The 21,446-nt window shown below is 61.6% G+C and carries 15 protein-coding genes; 14 read left to right on the top strand and 1 reads right to left on the bottom strand.

What is annotated here, in order from left to right:
• Window positions 1-12: 12 nt before the first annotated feature.
• The 12 genes from Q0K02_RS04875 (at window position 13) to miaB (ending at window position 16,420) form a co-directional block, all read left to right on the top strand.
• On the top strand, window positions 13-210 hold the full coding sequence (locus Q0K02_RS04875) for a hypothetical protein (protein WP_294485570.1): 198 nt from the start codon (window positions 13-15) through the stop codon (window positions 208-210).
• 472 nt (window positions 211-682) lie between these two features.
• Window positions 683-1,513 carry an amidohydrolase family protein gene (locus tag Q0K02_RS04870; RefSeq protein ID WP_294485568.1) on the top strand — a complete coding sequence of 277 codons (831 nt, stop codon included), beginning with the start codon at window positions 683-685 and terminating at the stop codon, window positions 1,511-1,513.
• Window positions 1,514-1,639: 126 nt separating this feature from the next.
• Complete coding sequence (locus Q0K02_RS04865; protein ID WP_294485566.1) at window positions 1,640-4,138, top strand: pyruvate formate lyase family protein; 2,499 nt, start codon at window positions 1,640-1,642, stop codon at window positions 4,136-4,138.
• A 59-nt stretch (window positions 4,139-4,197) separates the two neighbouring features.
• Entirely contained in the window at window positions 4,198-5,088 is an 891-nt protein-coding gene (locus Q0K02_RS04860; protein WP_294485564.1) for a glycyl-radical enzyme activating protein, read from the top strand.
• 20 nt (window positions 5,089-5,108) lie between these two features.
• Window positions 5,109-7,508 carry a pyruvate formate lyase family protein gene (locus tag Q0K02_RS04855; RefSeq protein WP_294485562.1) on the top strand — a complete coding sequence of 800 codons (2,400 nt, stop codon included), beginning with the start codon at window positions 5,109-5,111 and terminating at the stop codon, window positions 7,506-7,508.
• 14 nt (window positions 7,509-7,522) lie between these two features.
• The gene (locus Q0K02_RS04850; protein ID WP_294485560.1) at window positions 7,523-9,403 is read left to right on the top strand and encodes a sigma 54-interacting transcriptional regulator; all 1,881 of its coding nucleotides are present in this window, start codon (window positions 7,523-7,525) and stop codon (window positions 9,401-9,403) included.
• Entirely contained in the window at window positions 9,393-10,319 is a 927-nt protein-coding gene (locus tag Q0K02_RS04845; protein ID WP_294485558.1) for a glycyl-radical enzyme activating protein, read from the top strand. Before Q0K02_RS04850 ends, Q0K02_RS04845 begins: the two co-directional genes overlap by 11 nt.
• Window positions 10,320-10,504: 185 nt before the next feature.
• Window positions 10,505-11,623, top strand: coding sequence for a 4-hydroxybutyrate dehydrogenase (locus tag Q0K02_RS04840; protein WP_294485556.1), 1,119 nt, complete (start codon window positions 10,505-10,507; stop codon window positions 11,621-11,623).
• 247 nt (window positions 11,624-11,870) lie between these two features.
• Window positions 11,871-12,869, top strand: coding sequence for a hydrogenase expression/formation protein HypE (gene hypE / locus Q0K02_RS04835; protein WP_294485555.1), 999 nt, complete (start codon window positions 11,871-11,873; stop codon window positions 12,867-12,869).
• 7 nt (window positions 12,870-12,876) lie between these two features.
• The gene (locus Q0K02_RS04830) at window positions 12,877-13,935 is read left to right on the top strand and encodes a glycosyltransferase family 9 protein (RefSeq protein ID WP_294485553.1); all 1,059 of its coding nucleotides are present in this window, start codon (window positions 12,877-12,879) and stop codon (window positions 13,933-13,935) included.
• A gap of 3 nt (window positions 13,936-13,938) precedes the next feature.
• The gene (locus Q0K02_RS04825) at window positions 13,939-14,784 is read left to right on the top strand and encodes a TatD family hydrolase (RefSeq protein ID WP_294485551.1); all 846 of its coding nucleotides are present in this window, start codon (window positions 13,939-13,941) and stop codon (window positions 14,782-14,784) included.
• A gap of 283 nt (window positions 14,785-15,067) precedes the next feature.
• Window positions 15,068-16,420, top strand: coding sequence for a tRNA (N6-isopentenyl adenosine(37)-C2)-methylthiotransferase MiaB (miaB, locus tag Q0K02_RS04820; protein ID WP_294485549.1), 1,353 nt, complete (start codon window positions 15,068-15,070; stop codon window positions 16,418-16,420).
• A gap of 259 nt (window positions 16,421-16,679) precedes the next feature.
• Here miaB and Q0K02_RS04815 read toward each other — a convergent pair whose 3' ends face one another.
• Entirely contained in the window at window positions 16,680-16,865 is a 186-nt protein-coding gene (locus Q0K02_RS04815) for a hypothetical protein (RefSeq protein WP_294485547.1), read from the bottom strand.
• A gap of 162 nt (window positions 16,866-17,027) precedes the next feature.
• Here Q0K02_RS04815 and Q0K02_RS04810 point away from each other — a divergent pair, with 162 nt between their 5' ends.
• Together Q0K02_RS04810 and Q0K02_RS04805 are read left to right on the top strand one after the other, a co-directional pair.
• Window positions 17,028-18,257 (top strand): efflux RND transporter periplasmic adaptor subunit, encoded by a 1,230-nt coding sequence (locus tag Q0K02_RS04810; RefSeq protein ID WP_294485545.1) that lies wholly within the window; start codon window positions 17,028-17,030, stop codon window positions 18,255-18,257.
• Entirely contained in the window at window positions 18,250-21,441 is a 3,192-nt protein-coding gene (locus Q0K02_RS04805; protein ID WP_294485543.1) for a multidrug efflux RND transporter permease subunit, read from the top strand. Before Q0K02_RS04810 ends, Q0K02_RS04805 begins: the two co-directional genes overlap by 8 nt.
• The last annotated feature ends 5 nt before the right edge of the window (window positions 21,442-21,446 follow it).

Below are 21,446 nucleotides of genomic sequence, written 5' to 3'. Positions count from 1 at the left end.
GTGATGTTCGCCATGTTTTCCAAAGTGCAAATGAAAAAGCGCGCAAAAAGAAAGGATGAGACGGGCGGAAAGGGCGTTCCGGCTTGCGCATTTGCAAAAACAACACCGGATCCGGGGAATTTTTCGGAGGATGCGGTGCGGAAAAGCGGAGAAGACGGCGTTCCGATTTCGGAACGACGGCAGACGCTCGACGGAGATTTGCAAAAATGAACGGCGGGCGAAGCGATGCGTTTTTTTCAGACTCGGCGTGTGATTTTTGCGCGTTGCGACGAGTGAGAGAGGGGAGACGCGTGGTTTCGGACGGGCGGCGTTCTGCGGAAGCAGGGAGAGTGAAGCGTCGGCAAATGCTCTGTTTTCATTTGCGCAAAAGAGGCTGTTTTCCGTTGTGCGGCAAAGGGAGGCGACCGAACTTTGGTTCTCCGGCGTACGATTTGCAATCGTGCAAGTCGGCAAGATGGGACGACAACGCTTGTGAGGAAAAGAGAAATTTGTCCTTTAAAGAGATAAATATCAAATAGTTATCTTGAATATTCGACGAAGCTCCCCGCCGTCTCTTTTCTTGAGAAATGAGAGTGCTGCGTGACGGTGATTGTGCTGTGATTTCACAACGAGCTGTTTTTTCTAAAGAAAATCATGTTGGCATGATTCTTGATAGGTGAGGAGGAAAAAGTGAGGCAACGTCATGTCCATCATAGATTTTCGTTACAGACCATCGACTAGGGAGTCTCTGGACAGTTTCATCAAACATCCCGTGTACAGAGACTACATCAAGCGTACTCCCTTTGCCTCCACGCCGGACAAGAGCCTTGAGGCCTGCGTGGAGGAACTGCGGAGCCTCGGCGTGGAAAAGGCGGTGTACACCGGCCGCGACTGCGAGAGCACGTATAACTACCCGCCGTCCAACGATCTGGTGCTGGAGTGCATGAAGGCCTATCCCGACCTGTTCATCGGCTTTTACGGATTCGATCCGCACAAGAAGATGGACGCCGTGCGCGAGTTCCGCCGCGCTGTGGAGAAGGACGGCATGCGCGGGGCGTCCATTGAGCCCTGCATGGCGCATCTGCGTTCCGACGATGCTCTTTACTATCCTCTCTACACGGTGTGCTGCGAGCTGAACGTGCCCGTCATCATCACGGCCGGGCTGTCTCCGTTCATGCCCGGCGTGTCCATGGATCCCATGCATCCCGTGTACATCGACAACGTGGCCCGCGACTTTCCCGACCTGCGCATACTCATCAGTCACGGCGGATATCCGTGGATGCTCGAAGCCGTGGCCGTGACGCAGCGCAACGCCAACGTGTATCTGGATTTCTCCACCTGCGTGGGCAAGCCGCAGTCGCAGACGCTCATCGACGCCGCAGCGTCGGTCATTTCCCGCAAGGTGCTGTTTGCCAGCGCCAATCCTTTCGTCAATGTGACCCGCGCCGTCGAGGCGTTCCGCGCGCTGCCCTTCAGCCCCGAGGTCATGGAACGGATTTCCGTCGCCAACGGCCGGGAATTCCTCGGCCTTTGACGGAGTCTTCCGGCGTTGCGCAGAGAGCGCGCCGAAGCTCCGGACAACAAAGAATCGCTTTTTGCCGTGTCCTGTCATCATGGAAAATTTCAACGAAGAACGAGCCAACTTTTGAGGAGCATAGCCATGTCCTGCTGTGAAAATCTGGCGTATTCCGGCCAGGAACAGACCATTCTCGACCGCATCGCGGGCAAGAAGGATCCCAACGAACTCAAGCATCCCCGACTCTACAAGCTGATAAGCGTGTTCGACGGGAAAAAGCCGTTCATCGACGTGGAACGCGCCCGCCTGTTCACGGAATCCATGAAGGAAACCGAAGGGGAAATGCTGGTGCTGCGCTGGGCCAAGGCGCTCAAGCACATGGGCGAGAACATGACCGTCTATATCGACGACGATCAGCTCATCGTGGGCCGCATGGGCCATCAGGGTTCCCGCTACGGCATTCTCTATCCCGAACTCGACGGCGACTATCAGGCTTCCGCGCTGAAGGAACTGCCTGAAGACCCGGCTTCGCCCTTCGAGGTAACCGCCGAAGACGCCAAGGTGGTGGAAGACCTCATCACTCCCTATTGGAAGGACAAGACTTTCCATCAGGATCTGAACAAGCGTCTGCCCAAGGACTCCCATCGCCTGGCCTATGCCGACGAAGGCGGCTATCAGTCCCGTTACATCTGCTGCGAAACGGCATCCAACCGTTCCAGCCTCCAGTGGTGTCTCGACTACGAGCGCCTGTTCAAGCTCGGCTACAAGGGCATCAAGGAAGAGGCGCTCGCCAAACTGGCCGCGCTTGATCCCGACGATCCGCTGGACCAGTGCGAAAAGCGGCCCTATCTGGAAGCCATGGTGCTCGTGAGCGACGGCATCATCGCCTGGGCGCACCGCTACGCGGCCAAGGCCCGCGAGCTTGCGGCCGCGGAAAAGGATCCCAAGCGCCGCGAAGAGCTCCTGCAGATCGCCGCAAACTGCGACTGGGTTCCCGAAAATCCGCCCCGCACCTTTTATGAGGCGCTCCAGTCCCACTGGTTCGTGCAGGCCTTTGCCCGCCTTGAGCAGAAGATCAGCTCGAACCCCACCAACGGCCGCATGGATCAGCTTTTCTGGCCGTACTACGAGAAGGACGTGCGCGAAGGCCGCCTCGACGAAGACAGGGCCGTGGAACTTCTGCAGTGCATGTGGGTGAACATGGCCCAGTGTCTCGATCTGGCCATCACTCCCTACAACAAGGCCACGCACGAAGGCTATTCGCACTGGGAGGCCGTGACCATCGGCGGCCAGACCAGAGACGGCCGCGACGCCACCAACGAGCTCACCTACGTGGTGCTCCGCTCCAAGCGGGAATGCCCTCTGCACTATCCCGACCTTGCGGCCCGCATCCATGCCCGCTGCCCCGAACGCTATCTCTACGAGGTGGCCGAAACCATCAAGCAGGGCTGCGGCTTCCCCAAGCTGCTGAACGACGAGGAAATCATTCCTCTGCATCTGGCCAAGGGCGCGCCCCTGGCGGATATCTTCGACTACGCCGCGTCGGGCTGCGCGGAAATCCGCATGCCCCGCGTGGACACCTACACCAGCGGACACGCGCAGTTCAGCCTCGGCGCGGCGGTGGAGCTCACCCTGTACAACGGCCGCATGAAGAAGTACGGCGACGAGCTGCTCACTCTGGAAACCGGCGACGTGCTCACCTTCGACACCTGGGAGAAGTTCTGGAACGCGTATGTGAAGCAGCAGATGTTCATCATCCGTCACGCGTTCCTGCAGCAGTACCACATCATCAAGACCCGCGCGGAACATTTCGCCACGCCTGTTTCCGATTCCCTGCACGTGCTCGCCATGCGCGACTGCGTGGATCTGCATCAGGATCATCAGTACGAGGGCGGTCTGAACCTCGGCTACTTTGAATGCCTCGGCTACAGCACGGCCATCGACTCTCTCGCCGCCATCAAGAAGGTGGTGTACGAGGACGGCACGCTCTCCATGCAGGAAGTGCTGGACGCGCTCGCCTGCGACTTCGTGGGCAAGGAAGACGTGCAGGCCATTCTGGCCAACGCGCCCAAGTACGGCAACGATGACGAGTACGCCGACAGCATCGGTCTGGAAATAGACCGCCTTGCTCAGGAATTCAGCGCCAGGTATGCGTCCAGACTGGGCATCCGCTGCGATTTCCGCATGGTTCCCTTCACTTCGCACGTGCCGTTCGGACGCGTGGTTTCCGCCACTCCCAACGGACGCAAGGCCTGGACGCCGCTCTCCGACGGCTCCTCCGCCTCGCACGGTGCGGACATCAACGGCCCCACCGCCGTTCTGCGTTCCAACTTCAACACCAAGAACTACAACATGAGCCAGCGCGCCGCGCGTCTGCTCAACGTGAAGTTCTCGCCCAAGTGCCTTGAGGGCGAAAGCGGCACCCGCAAGCTTGTGGACTTCATCCGCGTGTTCTGCGACCTTCGTCTGTGGCACGTGCAGTTCAACGTCATCAATCGTGAGACGCTCATTCAGGCGCAGCAGCATCCCGAGCTGTACAAGGGGCTCATCGTCCGCATTGCCGGCTACAGCGCCTACTTCACCGAACTGTCCCGTGATCTGCAGAACGATCTGATCGCCAGAACGGAACACGACAAGATGTAGCCTTCCTTTCCGACCGGCCCGGAGCGGAAGCTCCGGGCCGTATTTTTTCAGGAGACGTCATGAGCCCCACGCTTGGAACGGTTTTCAACATTCAGAAGTTTTCCATTCATGACGGCCCGGGCATCCGCACCCTGGTGTTTTTCAAGGGCTGTCCTTTGCGCTGCCGGTGGTGCTGCAATCCGGAATCTCAGTCGCCGCTGCCGGAACACGGGTACAATCCCGAAAAATGCTTCGGCTGCGGCCGCTGCGTGGCCCGCTGTTCCCGCGGAGTGCTCAGTCTGAACGAGGAACGCAGGCTGGAAATACGGCGCGATCTGTGCCACGGCGAGTGTCCGGACTGCGCCAAAGTCTGTCCGGACAAGGCGCTGGTGTTCTACGGCAGGTCCTACACCGTGGCCGAAGTGATGAAGGTCGTGGAGCAGGACGCGCTGTTCTACACCCGGTCCGGCGGCGGCCTGACCGTCAGCGGCGGCGAGCCGCTCATGCAGCCCGAGTTTCTGCACGATCTGTGCGCGGAAGCTAGGCGGAGAAGAATCGACGTGGCCATGGAAACCAGCGGCTACGCGCCCGAGGACGTGTTCCTTTCGGCCATACCGCTCATCGGTCATCTGCTCATGGACGTCAAGCATCTGGACGACGACGTGCATCGGCGTGTCACCGGCGTTTCCAACCGGCTCATTCTTTCCAATCTCCAGGCGCTTCGACGGGAATTTCCTCATCTTCCGCTGAGAATACGCACGCCCGTCATTCCCGGCGTCAACGATTCCGAAGACAATCTGAAGGCTACGGCCGAGCTGGCCCGCTCTCTGGGCGCGGAATACGAGCTGCTGCCCTATCACAGCATGGGGCGCTCCAAGTACGCCTCGCTCGGACGCCCCTATCCCATGGGTGACGTTCAGCTTTCCAAGGAAGCGTTTGCCGCTTTGCAAAACTGCGTGTCTTCGCTATAATTTTCTACCTCGGGGGAGTTATGGATCAGGGACAGAATACCGCGTCGTACAGGCGGCCTTCTCATCTGCGCAGGCGCATCAGCCGCATCTCCTCTTTCCGGCCCCGTCTGCTCATGGACAGGGCGCTGTACTTCACCGAATCCATGCAGAGCACGGAAGGACAGCCCCTGCCGTTGCGCTGGGCCCGCGCGCTCACCCACGTGCTCGAGCATGTTCCGGTGGATCTGACCTCCGATGAGCTGCTGGCCGGCTCCTTCGGTCCCGGCCGCTACGGCATTTTTTATCCCGAGCTCGACAACGCCTTCGTGGAAGGCAAGAACTTTGCGCCGGAAGACTTCTTCCTTTCCGAAGGCGACATGGATCTCGTGCGCGACAAGGTGATGCCGTACTGGCACGGCCGCACCTATCAGGAGCATTTCTACGCCGAGCTGCCCGAAGAGCTTAGAAATCTGCTGTACGTTGACGACGACCCCGCGCATCCGGCCTTCATCGTGCAGGAAACGGCCACGGTGCGCCATTCCCTGCAGTGGGCTCTGGATTACGGCAAGGTCATCCGTCGCGGATTCCGGGGCATCGCCGAGGACGCCGAACGCCTGAGAGCGCAGTGCGCCTCGGATTCGCAGCGCGATTTCTACACGGCGGTCATGGAAATCTGCCGGGGCATACGTCTGTTTGCCGAACGCTTTGCCGTGCTGGCCGAGGAACAGGCCCTGACCGCGAATACGGAAGATCAGCAGAAGAACCGTCTGGAGCTGGCCGAACGCTGCCGCCGCGTGCCGTGGGAACCGGCCCAAACCTTCATCGACGCGCTTCAGGCTCAGTGGTTTACGCAGATGGTTTCCCGCATGGAGGCGGAGTTCGGCGGCAACGTGAGCAACGGCCGCATGGATCAGTATCTTTTGCCGTTGTACCGGCAGGACGTCGGTTCCGGCATGCTCACGGAACAGAAGGCGCGGGAGTATCTCGACGATCTGTGGTGTCACATCGCCCAGTTCGTGCGTCTCAAGCCGTCGCCCACGGGCGCCAAGATCTACGAGGATCTCGCGCACTGGGAGCTGACCACGCTGGGCGGTCAGCTCGCCGGCGGCGGAGACGCCACCAACGAACTTTCGTTTCTCATCCTGCGCTCGGCGTCGGAGTTTCCCCTCGACTATCCGTATCTCGGGGTGCGCATTCACAGGAACACGCCGCCGGACTTCATCCGCGAAGTGTGCCGGGCCACGCAGAAGAAGGGCAGCAGTCCGGTGCTGTTCAACGACGAAACCATCATCGCCAGACAGCAGGCCAACGGCGCCACGGCGGAAGAGGCGCGCGACTACTGCGGCAGCGGCTACTCCGAGGCGAGACTCATCAATCGGGACACCTATTTCGTCGGGGCCGCCTGGCTGAATCTGCCTGCGGTGCTCGAAATGGCCCTGAACGACGGATTCTGTTCGCCGAGTCCGAACCGTCGCACGGGACTTGCCACGGGCTCCGCCGCCGACATACGCAGCTTCGACGAGCTCATGAAGCGGTTCCGCGCGCAGCTTCTGCACATTCTCGATCTGGCCTTTCAGCAGCAGGCCATTCTTGAGAGGCTGCGCCCGCTGCACATGGCCTCGCCGCTGCTTTCCAGCCTGCACGACCTGTGCATGAAGCACGGCGTGGACATGTCCGTGGGCGTGGTGCCGGAAGGACGCAGCATCGGCGGATTCCTCGGCGTGATAGGCTTTGCCACGGTGGTGGATTCGCTGGCCGCTCTCCGCACGCTGGTGTTTGAGAAAAGGCTTTTTTCCCTCCCGCGCATGCTGAAAATGCTGGCCGCCAATTTCGAAGGATACGAAGACGTGCGCCAGCTTTGCCTGAACTGTCCGAAATACGGCAACGGCATTGACTGGGTGGACGAAATTGGACGGAATATTGACCGCTTTCTTCTTGTCCGCGCCCGCAGCGAGGTGAACAGCTACGGCGGCCGCGGAGAAATATTCTATGTGCCCGTGAAGGCCCACATTGCCATGGGACGGGTTTCCGGGGCCACGGCCGACGGTCGTTTCGCGGGAACTAATTTCTCTTTCGGCGTGACGCCGTCCCACATTGTGAGCAGCATGGGGCCGACCGTGGCGCTGAGTTCGGAGGTGGCGGCGCAGAATCCCGACATTCCGTCTCTGGGCGCGAGGGTCATGTTTGCCACCCTGCTGCCCGGCCAGGTGTGCGGTTCCGCCGGACTCGACACGCTCGTTTCCGTGATTCAGACATGGTGCAGGCAGTCGCACTGGTTTTTGCGCTTTCAGGTTCTAAGCCCCGCAGAATTGACGTTGTTGCGCAACTCCCCTTATGAATACAATAGTTTGTTTCTCAATATTCCGAGCTTCAACGCTCAGGGATACTCCTTTCCCTCAGCGGCATTCACCTACAAATGTCCGCTCCAGAGCGCCCGATAGCAGGCGGCGTTGCCATGACGAAATCCATCAGAGAAGAAAAGCTCCCTGTATCCTCGCTGTCCTTCCTTCCCCTTGAGGGAATACGGACCTTTACCGAGGCTCTTTCCGTGGGCGTGCTGCTTGTTGACGCCGAAGGCGTTCTTTATCACGTCAATCAGGCGGCGCAGCTGCTGCATCAGGGCAGCAGCATTCCCAGAGCGGGATTTCCTCTCGCGGATTTCAGTCCGCACGACTGGGTGGAAGTGAAGAAAGTGCTGGCCACGGGCATTCCGCAGGTCTGTTCCCTGCTGCGACTGCCCATGGCCACCGTGCTGGTGAGCCGCATGCCCGTCAGGCACAACGGCGGAACGGCTGGCGTCATCACCATGATGCAGGATATCAACAATTTCAACGCCGTGGTGCATGAGTTTCCCGAGTATCAGAACATCGTGCGCGAATTTGAAACCGTGGTCGATCAGTTCGAGGACGTCTTTCTCTCGCTGAACCGCCGCGGCGAGGTTCGCCACGTCAACTCCGCCTATGAAAAGCTCATACTGCTGGGCCGTCAGGGACTGGTGGGCCGGCACATCGAGGATATTCAGCGCTCTCCCCGCAATCTGGTTTCGCTCTTCAAGCAGGCGAGCGAGTCCAGAAAGCGTGTGACCATGCCGGTCGCGCTTCCTACGGGACAGGTCTTTCAGGGCTGCGCCACGCCTTCGTTCGACGATTCGGGCAATCTGTTCCGCGTGATGCTCCAGCTCAAGCATCCGGCTCCCTCCCCCGCGGAGCCGGAAACGAAGACGTCGGTTTCCGCCGCGCCCAAGCCCAGCCTGCCTTCGGCCGAACTGCAGAGACTGTGCAACGCCTCGGGCTTTACCATCCACAGCTCCGTCATGAATCAGGTGGTGCAGCAGGCGCTCAAGGTGAGCAAGACCAGCTCGTGCGTGCTCATTACCGGAGAATCCGGCGTGGGCAAGACCATGCTTGCCTCGCTCATTCACAACAACAGCAGCCGCAGTTCCCGTCCCTTCGTGGTCATCAACTGCGGAGCCATTCCCGAACAGCTTCTGGAAAGCGAACTCTTCGGCTACGAGAAAGGTGCGTTCACCGGCGCAAGCGCCCACGGCAAGATGGGCCTTATCGAAACAGCGGACAAGGGCACGCTTTTTCTGGACGAAATCGGCGAGTTGCAATACAGTCTTCAGTCAAAGCTCCTGGAAGTATTTGAAAAAAAATCCTTCATCCGAGTGGGCGGCACCAGGAGGACGTCGGTGGACATCCGCATTCTTGCCGCCACCAACAAGAATCTGGCCGAGGAGGTGGAAAAGGGGAATTTCCGGCGGGATCTGTTTTATCGACTCAACGTCATTCCTCTGGCCATTCCGCCCCTGCGCGAACGGCCGGAAGACGTGCGGGCCATGATCGATCAGCTCATCGAGCAGTACAATACGCAGAACAGCGCCTCCAAGAAGATGTCTCCCGAGCTTTTGCACTGGCTTTTGCGGTATCCGTTCCGGGGCAACATGCGGGAGCTCATCAACATCATGGAATGGCTGCTCGTGATGAGCGAAGGCGATACGCTGGGGCTGCACGATCTGCCCGCCAGACTGCAGCAGGAATACCAGCTGACGGAGCAGGCGCGGGTGGAACATGTGTCCCTGCCGGACATCACGCAGCCCGCCGGGTCTTCGGCCCGGCTTCCGGCGCTGCCGGAGATAGAAGAGGGCAGGCTCTCGCTCAAGGATGCCCTGGCCGCCTTTGAAAAGAGCTATCTTGAGCGGGCCATGGAGCGTTACGGGTCCATCCAGGCGGTTTCGGAAGCGCTCGACGTTCATTTTTCCACGCTCTGGCGCAAGCTCGTCAAATATCATCTGGTGCAGAAACATGCTGCGCAGGAGAAAAAATATGTCCCATGAATCCTTGCGCTGCCTCGTCAGCGGAATCCAGCATTTTTCCCCCTGTCCGGGACACGGACTGCGCACCACGATTTTCTTTGCCGGATGCCCGCTGCGCTGCTTCTGGTGCTGCAACCCGGAATGCCGCCTGAACCGTCCCGTGCTCGTTTGCAATACGGAAAAGTGCATAGGTCAGTCCCTGTGTGGTCACTGCCTGGATTCCTGTTCGACTTCCGCCATCTACAGCAGCAAGAACGCCATACGCGTGGCCCGCGACCGCTGCGTCAACTGCGGAGAATGCGTTTCCCGCTGCCCGTCCGGAGCGCTGTTCATGAGCAGCCGCCTCATGAGCCCGGAGGAAATCATGGAGGACGTGCTCAAGGACAAGGACTACGTCATGAACGGAGGCGGCATTACGCTTTCCGGGGGCGAGCCCATGATGCATCCGCAGGAAGCGGCAGCGCTCATGCGCCTTGCACACGCCGAGGGACTGCATACCGCCATGGAAACCTGCGGCTTCTTTGATCTGGACGCCCCGCACACCATCGCCGCCCTGCGGGAAACGGACCTGCTGTTTTTCAGCATTCAGCACAGCGATCCTCTGGCCCACCGCAGGGGAACAGGCGTGGACAATTCCCGCATTCTCTGCAACTTCGAGCGCATCGTGGCGGAATTTCCGCAGCTGGAAATCAACAGCCGCACCCTGATTGTTCCCGACTTCAACGACGACGACACCACCATGCGCAACATCGCCCGCATCGTGAAGCGCACCGGCTCGTTCTTTCACATTCTTGAGGTGTTTTCCCCGATCTGTCAGGACAAGTACGCCCAGATGGGACTGCCTTTCAGCTACGGACAACTGGCTTTGCCGCAGGAAAGACTGGAAGCCATTGTGGACATCTTTCAGGAAGAGGGGCTGTCCGTGGAAATTCACTGATCCTTTTGCAAATGCGCCGTTCCGGCGGCCCGGGCGTCGGCGGCAATGTTTTGCGAATATGCAAATGAGGGAGAAGCTCTCAAGGCTTGTTTGTACTAATACGCTGAAAAATAAAATAAAATTTCATATGGCACGGAACGTGCAAAACACGGGGCATGGTTTGCATATCAACGCAGGAGGAAATCATGCTGCAGCTACAGTTCAAACCGGAACTTCATTACTTCGACACCTGCCGTGAATTCGCGGAACAGTTCCGCATTTCGGCCGACGATATCATCCTGACCAACAAGTACATCTACGAGCCCTTTTTCGGCTCCATGAATCTGCCGGCGTCGGTCGTGTATCAGGAGGCGTTCGGAGCAGGCGAACCTTCCGACGTCATGGTGAACGCCATTCTTGAGAGCATAGAAGGCAAAAGCTGCCGCCGCGTCATTGCCGTGGGCGGGGGCACCATCATCGACATCGCCAAGGTGCTGGCCGTGGCTCCGGAAGGCGCCCGTGTGGACGATCTGTACCGCGACATGGCCAATCTTTCCGCGCGGCGCGAACTGATCATTCTGCCCACAACCTGCGGAACGGGCAGCGAAGTGACCAATATTTCCATTCTCAACAGAACGACGCTGGGCACCAAGATGGGCCTGGTGTCTCCCGCCATGTTCGCCTCGAAGGCCGTGCTTGTGCCCGAGCTGCTTTCCAGTCTGCCTTACGGCGTGTTCGCCACCAGTTCCATCGACGCCCTGGTGCATGCCGTGGAGTCGGCGCTTTCTCCCCGCGCCACGCCCTACACCCACATTTTCAGCGTGAAGGCCATGGAAATGATTCTGCGCGGTTATCAGGTCATCCGCCGCGACGGCCCGCAGGCCCGCGAGTCACTCATGAAGGACTTTCTCATTGCCAGCAACTTTGCGGGACTGGCCTTCGGCACGGCAGGATGCGCCGCCGTGCATGCGCTGAGCTATCCGCTCGGCGGCACCTATCACGTGCCGCACGGCGAGTCCAACTATTCGGTGTTCGTGGCGGTGCTGAAGGCTTACCGCGCAGTCAGAAACGACGGCCGTCTTGCGGAGCTGGAAGCGTTTCTGGCGTCGCTGCTCGACTGCGGAAAGGACGAAGCGTTCGACAGGCTTGGCGATCTGCTGTCGGCCATTCTTCCGCTGAAGCGTCTGCACGAATACGGCATGACGGAAAACGAAGTTCCCGCATTTGCCGCCAGCGTGCTTGCCACGCAGCAGAGACTTCTGCGCAACAACTATGTGCCGCTCTCGGAAGAGCAGATCGCTGCCGTGTACGCTTCGCGTCTGTAAGGAACGTCGTTCTTCGACATCCCGCCCCATTCGGAGCGCCTCGGAAAGGCCGCTCCGTTTATTCGACATTGCTCCAGGTTCGTGCGACGCCCGGACTCCCTCCCGAGAAGGGCGGGGGCCCGGGCGTTTCCCTTTGCCCGGATTTGTGCTAGGGTTGCGCCCTGCATGTGACTTTCCGCCGCGCGTTCGGGGCGGAAGGTCCGGGCCTTTCGGGCCTGAATTTTCTTTGTTTTTCCAAGGGCCAGCCATGAAGATTCTTCTCGACAGCGGAAGCGGCGGCAGAGCGTCGCAGCGGCTTATTGCCGATGTTTTTCTCCGGCATTTCGACAACGGCATTCTGCGCCGCATGGACGATGCGGCCCTGCTTGATCTGAAGGGGCCCGTGGCCATGAGCACCGACGGCTACACCGTGACGCCGCTGTTTTTCCCGGGCGGCAGTATCGGCTCTCTGGCGGTACACGGCACGGTGAACGACGTGTCCATGCTGGGCGCGCGTCCCCGGTATCTTTCCTGCGCCTTCATCATAGAGGAAGGGCTGGAGCTCGACGTGCTTGAGCGTGTGGTGGAAGACATGGCCCGCGCCGCGAAGAAGGCCGGTGTGGACATCGTGACCGGCGACACCAAGGTGGTGCCCAGGGGCGCGTGCGACAAGATGTTCATCACCACGGCGGGCGTGGGGGAAGTGATCGCCTCGCCTGCGCCTTCCGGACATGCGGCCCGCCCCGGCGACGCCGTGCTCGTGAGCGGCTCCATGGGCGATCATGGGCTCACCGTCATGGCAAGGCGCGACGGCCTTTCCTTTGCTGCGGACGCAGCGAGCGACAGCGCGCCACTGAATCGCATGGTGGAGCGGCTCATCACGGAAGTGGGCGACATTCACGTGCTGCGCGATCCCACGCGCGGCGGCCTTGCCACCACGCTCAACGAAATAGCCGAGCAGTCCGGCGTGGGCTGCGTGGTGGAGGAGAGCGCCGTGCCCGTGCATGAGTGCGTGCGTGCAGGCTGCGACGTGCTTGGTCTGGACCCGCTCTATCTTGCCAACGAGGGCAAGCTCATCTGCATTCTGCCCGGGGAAAAGGCGCAGGCGGCGCTCGACGTGATGAAGTCGTGCGAATTCGGCGCCGAGGCCGCGATCATCGGCCGCATTACGGCTGCGGAAAAGCCCTGCGTGCAGCTGCGCACCTTCATGGGCGGCTCAAGACTTCTTTCCATGCTGGAAGGGGCGCAGCTGCCCCGCATCTGCTGAGGTCGTCATGCGCATCGCCGTCTGGAACACCGCGTTTCTCGGAGATTCCGTTCTCACGCTGCCGCTCATCCGCGTGCTCAAGGCCGCATGGCCCGACGCGGAGCTGGATTTCTACGTGCGCGGCGGCTTGGCCTCCCTGTACGAGGCGCAGCCCGAGATTTCCCGCGTGTTCTCCTGCGACAAGCGCGGAAAGGACAAGGGACTGGCCGCGATGTTTCGTGAGGGCCGCGGCATTGCGGAGCGCGCCTACGACATCTGGGTGGATGCGCATCTCAGCCTTCGCAGTTCGTACATGGCGTGGGCCGGCCGCGCGCCGGTGCGTGTGGGCTATGCCGAGGCCGCGCTTTCCCGCTTCGTCTTTACGCGCCGCGTCGGCCGCCGTTTCCATGAACTTCAGGAGATAGAGCGTCTGCTGCTTCTCGCGGAAGCTCTGGACGTGCCCCGCGCCGTGCTGGACGACGAAACGCTGCGCTGGCCCGAGCTTTCGCTGCCGCCCCGCGCCGTGGAAGAGGCAAGGGCGCTGCTTTCGCCGCTGCCCGAGGGCCGAACCATAGGCCTGCATCCCGGTTCGGTGTGGCCGACCAAGCGCTGGACTCCGGAAGGCTTTGCCTTTATCCTGCGCCGGGCGCTGGAGCGGAACGTGAACGTCGTGCTTCTGGCGGGCCCCGGCGAAGAGGAAACCGCCACGAAGGTACGCAGTCTTGCGGGCGTTCGCGGGGACGAGCCCCGTTTTCTCGATCTTTCGGGCAAAACGTCGCTGCTTTCTCTGGCCGCCGTGCTGGGCCGTCTGGACGACTACGTGACCAACGATTCCGGCCCCATGCATCTTGCCTGGGCGCAGCACACGCCGGTGACGGCGCTGTTCGGCCCCACGGTGCAGGCGCTCGGCTTTGCGCCGCGCGGAAGGGAGAGCACCGTCATTGAGACGGAGCTGTCCTGCCGCCCCTGCGGACTGCACGGACACAAGACGTGCCCGAAGGGGCATTTTGCCTGCATGAAGAACATCGACCCCGAAGCCGTGTGGCGCGACGTGGAGCGCAAACTCGCGGCCCGGACACAGGAATAAGCCATGTCTTCACCCAAGAACAGGCCGCTGCCGCAGAGCCTCGGCCTGCCCTTCACCGGCGCGGACAGTCACGCGCATCTCGACGACGAGCGCCTTCTGCCCGATCTTTCCGGCATGCTGGAGCGCGCCGCCTCTTCCGGCGTATCGCTCATTGTTCACATGTTTCTTCAGCACGAGCGCTACGCGGCGAACCGCAGCGCGATTCTCGACGCCGCAGCCGCGTTGCCGAAGGCCCCGGACATCTGCTTTGCCCGCGGTCTGCATCCCGAAGACGTGCTCGCCGCCGACGAGGAGGAATGGGAACACCTTGTTGATGCGGTGAAAAACGATCCGCTGGTGCGGGCGATCGGGGAAATAGGGCTGGATTATCATTACGAGGAAGGCTATTCTCCGTCCGCGCTTCAGGAGCCGTGGTTCCGCAGACAGCTCCGGCTGGCGAAGGAACTGGACAAGCCTGTGGTCATTCATGCCCGCGACGCGTGGGACAAGATGTTCGCCATTCTCGACGACGAGGACATGCCGGGCAGACCGCTGCTGTGGCACTGTTTCGGCGGCGACGCGGCGAGGGCGAAGCAGATCATGGATCGCGGATGGCACATCGCCTTCGGCGGGGCGTCCACGTTCAAGGCCAACGGCGAGGTGCGCGAGGCGCTGCACGCCGTGCTGCCGGAGCGGATCATGCTGGAAACGGACTGTCCCTATCTGGCGCCCGTGCCGTGGCGCGGCAAGACCAATGAACCGGCGCTTTGCGTGTTCACGGCGGAATGTCTGGCCGGAGAGCTCGGCATGAGTACGGCGGAACTCTGGACGCTTGCGGGCGACAACGCACGCCGCTTTTTCGGCATGTAGCGAAGGCGCGCGTTGCCTGCCTTGTGGGCGGCGAAGGGCGGGGGGGCCGCCTCGGCCCGGGCCGGGGAAGCTCTGCATATTGCTCGGGAGCGCTCGGATTCTCATGTCGGCCGCGACGGCCTGCGGCAGGGCGCAAAGAGGCGTTCTCTCAGGATGCGGCAACGCGGGCGGCTGGAATGTCGGGCCGGGATCTGTGTTTGGAATCAATGAGGACGGCTGAGTCGGAAGGAGCGCCGTCCGAAAAGCGAACGTTCCTTCCGGAGCGGTTTTTCAGGAGACAAGGATGGGCAAGCCCGGATTTCACTGCATTACGTTCGGCTGTCAGATGAACGTCAACGATTCCCAGTGGGTGGAGCGCGCGCTCATGCGGCTCGGCTTTGAGGAAAAGCCGCTGGAGGAGGCCGACGTGGTGTTTCTCAACACCTGTTCCGTGCGCGAGAAGCCGGAACAGAAGGTGTACAGCGCGCTCGGCCGCGTGCAGCGGGCCAATCCGCGCGCCGTGGTGGGCGTGGCCGGATGCGTGGCCCAGCAGCTCGGCGAAGAGCTCATGCGCCGTCATCCGCAGGTGCGTCTGGTGGCGGGCAGCGACGGCGTGGCCTCCGTGCCCGGAGCCTTCGTGCGTCTGCTGAACGAGCCCAGGCTGAAACTTTCTTTTCTGGACTTCACCGACGTGTTTCCCGATCGCGATCCCTGCCTTGTGGACGCGGCGGGTCGCCCTGAACAGGACGGCGTCACGCCCGTGGCCTACGTGAACATCATGCAGGGCTGCGACAACTTCTGCGCCTACTGCATCGTGCCCTACACGCGCGGCCCCCGCAAGTCGCGCTCCACGAAGGCCGTGCTCGATGAATGCCGCGCCTGGGTGGCGCGCGGCGCAGGCGACATCACGCTGCTCGGTCAGAACGTCAACGTGTTCGGCAACGACAAGAGCGGCGACGGCACCAGCTTCCCCGAGCTGCTGCGTCAGGTGGCGGCCATTCCGGGGCTGCGGCGCATTCGTTTCGTGTCGGCGCATCCGCGCGATTTTTCTCAGGAAACCATTGATATGTTCGCCGAACTTCCGCAGCTTTGCCCGAGGCTGCATCTGCCTCTTCAGTCCGGTTCCGACTCCATGCTGAAAAAGATGGGCCGCGGCTACGACATGGAGCGCTATCTTTCCGTGGTGGAGGCGCTGCGAAAGGCAAGACCCGACATTGCGCTTTCTACGGATCTCATCGTGGGCTTCCCTTCCGAAACGGAGGAGGAATTTGAAGACACGCTGAAAGCCATAGACAGCTGCGGCTTTATGTCGAGCTTTTCCTTCTGCTATTCCGACAGGCCGGGCACGCGCGCGTCGGCCATGCCGTTCAAGATTCCGCACGAAGTGCAGCTTGAGAGACTTGACCGGCTCCAGAGCCTTCAGAACGAGCGCGCCGAAGCGTGGCTGCACACCCGCGTGGGACTTGAGACCGACGTGCTGCTCGAAGGGCCGAGCCATCGGCAGGAAGAGGGCGGCAACGAGTGGCAGGGCCGCGATCCCTGGGGCGACATGGTGAACGTGAGCATGCCCGAAGGCGAAGGGCGTCCCGGGCAGTTCGTGGACGTGAAGATAGACAAGGCCCTGAAGCATTCGCTCAAGGCCTCTCCCGTGCGCTGAGGTTCCGGCAAAGAGTCTTTCGTGCCCTCGCTTGTGCTGAGGGGAAATTTTTGAGCCGCAGCAATGGGCGGCAAGGTCATGAAAAAACAGGAAAGGGCGACGGAGTTTCGGCTCCGCCGCCCTTTTGTCGTGTTTGCACAGGAGTGCAGGCGCAAAGCACCTCCGCTTCGTTGCAGACAATGCGGGGTGCGCCGTGCATGCGGCGTGCCTCGTGCGCGGATGCCGCAAAAGTCCGGCGTCCGGCTGAGGACTGCGCGCGTTATTTCTTCTGATTCCGTTTGTCCTGCATTCTTTTTTCATAAAGTTTTCCGGAGGTGAGTCCGGCAAGCAGTCCCATGGTGGAGCCGAACACGATGCCTTCCGCCGTGTTCACGAATCCGAGGAGCACGGCAAAGATGCCGACGGAACTGCCGATAAGGAAACCGCGAAGAATAAAAGGACTCATACAGAACCTCATGGCGTGCTTTTCATCGCCGTATTAAGAGAAAGGAGATTGCCATAATCTACGTTCGTCCGGGCTTTTGTCAATGCGCCCTTCCGATCGCGTCGAAAAGGGCGCTGCCCGCGGAAGCGCCGGGCGGAACGTTCACAGTCAGGAGGAGAGCTCATGAATATCCTGCGAGCCTGCGGCGCTGCGCTGCTGTGTCTTTCTCTTGTCGCCTGCGATGAGGACGGCAAAAAGTCGTCCGCCGGGGCGAGCCTTCCGCCGCCGCTCGTGAAGGCGGTGAAACTCGAACGCATGGACGTGCCCCTCTACGCCACATTCATGGGACAGACCACGGGCAGCCGTTCCGCCGCGGTGAAACCGCAGGTGTCGGGCATTCTTGAGAAGCGGCTGTTTCAGGAAGGCGCGTTCGTGAAGCAGGGAAGCGTGCTTTTCGAGATAGACGAAGCTCCCTACCGGGCCGCGCTGCTTCAGGCGGAAGGACAGCTTGCCGACGCCGCAAGCACGCTCGACAACGCCCGCAAGGAATACGACCGCGTGCAGAAGCTCTACGCCTCCAACGCCGTGAGCCGTCAGGAGCGCGACAGCGCCTACGCGGCCTGGCGCGGCGCGCAGGGCCGGCGCGAATCGGCGCAGGCCGCGGTGAACGACGCGCGCATCCGCCTCGGCTACTGCCGCGTGACGGCGCCCTTTTCCGGCTACACGAGCCGCGAAGTCACCCGCACGGGCAATCTGGTGGGCACGGACAGCACGCTGACCTACCTCAATCAGAGCGATCCCATGGACGTGGAATTCTCCGTGCCGAGCGTGGAACTTTTTTCCATGCGCGACATGGAATCGCAGGGCAGGGCGGTGAGCTACGGCGAAGGTTCGAGCGCGGATCTGCGTCTTCTGGAAGGCGTGTCCTACGACCGGCAGGGCTCGGTGATCTTTCTCGACACGCAGGTGGACTCCTCCACGAGCGCGGTGCGGGCGAAGGCCCGTTTTCCCAATCCCGAAGGCAAGCTCCTGCCCGGGCAGTTCGTGCTTGTGCGCGTGGGCGGGGCTCGACTGGTCGGCGCGCTCATGATTCCGCAGGAGGCGCTCATGCAGACGGAAAAGGGCACGGCCGTCTATGTGCTGGACGAGGCCGACAGAGCCTCGCTTGCTCCCGTGACGCTGGGCCCGGCCTTCGGCGGCTTCTTCCTTCTGGAAGAGGGGCTCAAACCCGGGCAGCGCATCGTGGTGCAGGGTCAGAACAAGGTGACGCCGGGCAGCGCCGTGCACGCCGAGCTCATGATCCAGCGCCCGGAACCCGATCCGCTCGACACGCCGGAATCCTCGCAGCCCGCCGCCACGGGAGGCGGCGTGGAAGACGCTCCTGCTCCCGTGAGGGAGGCAGGCCATGAGTGACGATTCGCAGAACAAAAGCAAGGTTTCCGCTTCTTCGCCCGTGTCCGGAGCCGCGCCGGTTTCTTCCCGCGCGGGCTTTTTCCTGCGCAGGCCCGTGCTTTCCATGGTGCTTTCCGTGTTCATCGTGCTGGCCGGACTTCTGTCCATCCGGGCGCTGCCCGTGGCGCAGTATCCCGATCTCATTCCGCCCACCATCACGGTGAACGCGCAGTATCCCGGCGCGAGTCCCGAGGTCATCGCCCAGACCGTGGCCACGCCCATCGAGGAGCAGATCAACGGCGTGTCCGACATGATCTACATGAGCTCGGTGAGCTCTTCCAGCGGCTCCATGCAGATTTCCGTCACCTTCGCCGTGGGCACGGATCCCGACGTGGCGCAGGTGAACGTGAACAACCGCGTGCAGGCGGCCACGCCCATGCTGCCGGAAATCGTGCGGCAGTACGGCGTCACCGTGGACACCTTTTCTCCCGCCATTCTGGAAATCGTGGCGCTGTATTCCAAGGGCGGCATGTACGACGCCACCTATCTCAGCAACTACGCGCTCGTGAACCTGCTCGACGGACTCAAGCGCGTGCCCGGCGTGGGACAGGCGCAGATCATAGGCAGCCGCGATCACGCCATGCGCATATGGCTTGATCCGCCGCGCATGGCGGAGCTCGGCGTGAGCACGAGCGACATTTCGCAGGCCGTGAGCGATCAGAACGCGCAGTATTCGCTGGGCAGCGTGGGCAGTCAGCCCGGCTCCGACGCGCTGACCATGACGTGGCAGATTCAGGGCGAGGGGCGTCTGGTGACGGCGGAGCAGTTCGGCGACATCATACTCCGCGCCTCGCCGGAAGGCGGCGTGCTGCGTCTGCGCGACGTGGGCCGCGTGGAGCTCGGCGCGGAAAGCTACAACTTTGCCTGCGCCATCGACGGAGCCACCGCCATCCCGCTGGCCATATTCCTGGCGCCGGGCAGCAACGCGCTGAACACCGCCGAACGCGTGGCCGCCTACATGGAGGAGCAGTCGAGGTATTTTCCCGAGGGGCTCGGCTACGTGGTTCCCTACGACACCACCATTTTCGTGCGCCTTTCCGTGGAAGAGGTGGTGCGCACGCTGCTGGAAGCCATGCTGCTCGTGTTCGCCGTGGTGTATCTTTTTCTGCAGGACTGGCGGGCCACGCTCATTCCCTGTCTGGCCGTGCCCATCGCGCTGGTGGGCACGTTTGCGGGCGTGTATCTTCTGGATTTCTCCATCAACACGCTCACGCTCTTTGCGCTGGTTCTGGCCATCGGCATGGTGGTGGACGACGCCATCGTGGTGCTGGAAAACGTGGAGCGCGTGCTGCGCACCGAGGGGCTCGACGTGGCGGGAGCCACGGCCGTGGCCATGAACGAAGTGACCTCGGCCGTGGTCGCCATCGTGTTCGTGCTCTGTTCGGTGTTCATTCCCGTGGGATTTCTCGGCGGTCTGGCGGGCGTCATGTACCGGCAGTTCGCCGTGACCATCGCCATTGCCGTGGTGATTTCCGGCGTGGTGGCCCTCACGCTCACGCCCGCGCTGTGCCTCCAGCTTCTGAAAAAGGAACGCCGGGAGCCGTGGGCGCCGTTTCGCTGGTTCAACCGCTTCTTTGACGCCGTCACCGAGGGATTTTCGCATCTTGTGCTGTTCTTTCTGAGGCACGGGCTGATTTCCTGCAGCATTCTTGTGGTGCTTTGTCTCGGCACGGCGTGGCTGTTCACGCGGGTGCCCACCACGCTGGTGCCGGAAGAGGATCAGGGCTCGCTCATGTGTACCATTTCCCTGCCCGAAGGTTCGGCGCTGCCCAAAACGCGCGAGCTTGTCACCAGCGTGAGCGAGGCCGTGCGGAAGCTGCCCGCCGTGGCGCACGTTTTGAGTCTGTCCGGCTACGATCTTGTGAACAGCACGCTGGATGCGAGCGCGGGCACGCTGTTCATTCAGCTGAAGCCCTGGAACGAGCGCGAAAAGCCGGGACTCGGCGTTGCCGACACGCTGCGCGAAATCTACGCGCTCGGTCTGCGCGAGAGCCGCGGTCTGGTGCTGCCCTTCAATCCGCCGCCCATCATGGGCATGAGCAATACCGGCGGTTTCGACATGGAAATTCAAACCACCTCGGGCACGCCGGCGCAGCTTGCCGCCGTGGCCGACCGCTTTGCCGCGGAAGCCTCGAAAATGCCGGAACTTGCGGGCGTGAACAGCGCCTTCAGCGTGGATTCGCCGCGCCTTTTCGTGCATCTGGACAGGGAAAAGGCCGTCATGTCCGGCGCGGACTGCGGGCAGGTGTACAACATGCTCGGCGCAACCCTCGGTTCCACCTACATCAACGACTTCAACCTGTCGGGCCGCACCTTCAAGGTCATGATGCAGGCCGACGCCCCGTACCGCAGCCTGCCGGACAGCATGCGTTCGCTCTACGTGACCGCGTCGGACGGCAGTCAGATTCCGCTCACCTCGCTGGTGACGGTGAAAACCAGCAGCGGGCCGTCCACGGTTTCGCACTTCAACGGACTTCTGTCCGCCAAGATCACGGGCAATCCCGCATCGGGCGCAAGTTCCGGGCAGGCCATCGCGGCGCTGGAAAAGGCGGCGGCCTCGCTCCCGCAGGGCTATTCCTACGCCTGGTCTGGCGTGACGTATCAGGAAGTGGAAACCGGCGGCACGGATTTCGGCGTGCTCGGCCTGAGCCTGCTCATGATCTTTCTCATTCTTGCTGCGCAGTATGAACGCTGGACGCTGCCGCTGGCCGTGATTTCGGCCGTGCCCTTTGCGGTGTTCGGCGCCATTCTGGGCAACTGGCTCGTGGGACTCAGCAACGACATCTACACGCAGGTGGCCATCATCACGCTGCTCGGCCTGGCCTGCAAGAACGCCATTCTCATCATCGAGTTCGCGGTGGAGCTGCGCGATCAGGGGCGCGACCTGGAAGAGGCCGCAGTGGAGGCCGCAAAACTCCGTTTCCGGCCCATCATCATGACGTCCATCGCCTTCATTCTGGGCTGTCTGCCTCTGGCCTTCAGTTCCGGCGCGGGTGCGGCAAGCCGCGTATCCATCGGCGTGAGCGTGGTGTGCGGCATGCTGGCGGCCACGGTGCTGGCTCCGCTGCTCGTGCCGTATTTCTTCGTGCTGGTCATGCGCATTTCGGAAAAGATTTCCGGCATGTTCAAATCGGAGGCCCGGTGAGGCGC

The sequence above is a fragment of the uncultured Mailhella sp. genome, assembly GCF_944324995.1.
GTDB lineage: Bacteria > Desulfobacterota > Desulfovibrionia > Desulfovibrionales > Desulfovibrionaceae > Mailhella.
The sequence above is the reverse complement of the archived record's forward strand: the minus strand, read 5'-3'. Positions and strand labels throughout refer to the sequence as shown.